This window comes from Bradyrhizobium sp. STM 3809 (assembly GCF_000239795.1).
Taxonomy (GTDB): Bacteria; Pseudomonadota; Alphaproteobacteria; order Rhizobiales; family Xanthobacteraceae; genus Bradyrhizobium.
The window spans coordinates 1-691 of the sequence record NZ_CAFJ01000715.1; the positions used below are offsets into that span (position 1 = coordinate 1).

The window sequence follows — 691 nt, forward strand, 5'->3', positions numbered from 1 at the left end:
ACGCTGGATCAGGGATCAGTTCCTCTTCTGTAGGGAAGGTGTTTCCGAGGCCGGAGAACGGGTACGCCGGATTATCCTCCACGACAGAGCAGATGGCTCGGTAATCTGACGGCGCCGTTTCTTGCCTTACGGCCTGTATCTGCTTCCAAAAGCTAGGTGGTCGTTTCGACCTGAAGCCTTGTTCGTGGCGTAGGTTGAAAAACGGACGCAAGCTGTTTTTGGCGCGGCTCACCGCAGAAAGCGGCTTTTGTCGGGACACGGGAAGGCTCCTTAAATAGATCTGTAGAATGATTGTTTTTTGAGAACAATAAAAGCGGTGGTTGTAGAAAAAGTTGGTGATGGAGCGAATTGCTTGCCGCGGGGCAAATCTGCGACGCGCCTCTGTCGGGCAAATCAGGGCTTTAGCTCGAAATGTTGTCAACAGATTCGCCAAAACATAAATTTCTTGATCTCTTCGCCAAATCAGCATTACAGTCCCGCCCATCCCGTTGCACGGTAGGGGACGGTTCGCGGTCGTCACGGACGTTGGCAGCGGAGAGCGGTGGACGCGGGCGGCGGCGTGTGATGAGCACGGGCGAACGTGCGGCTCGCGGACGGTGAAGGCGTGTGGTTCTGATACTCCGACGCTAGTATCAACTTTGCGACGACGCCTGGCGGCGCCGCGTTGAGGATGGTGGCCAGAAAGCCCGGT

1 protein-coding gene is annotated in these 691 nt (G+C 56.0%); it reads right to left on the reverse strand.

The window, feature by feature from the left end; genetic code table 11:
- Positions 1-469: hypothetical protein (locus BRAS3809_RS37180; protein ID WP_210161121.1), on the reverse strand; the 469-nt coding region annotated here is incomplete at its 3' end.
- Positions 470-691: the final 222 nt, after the last annotated feature.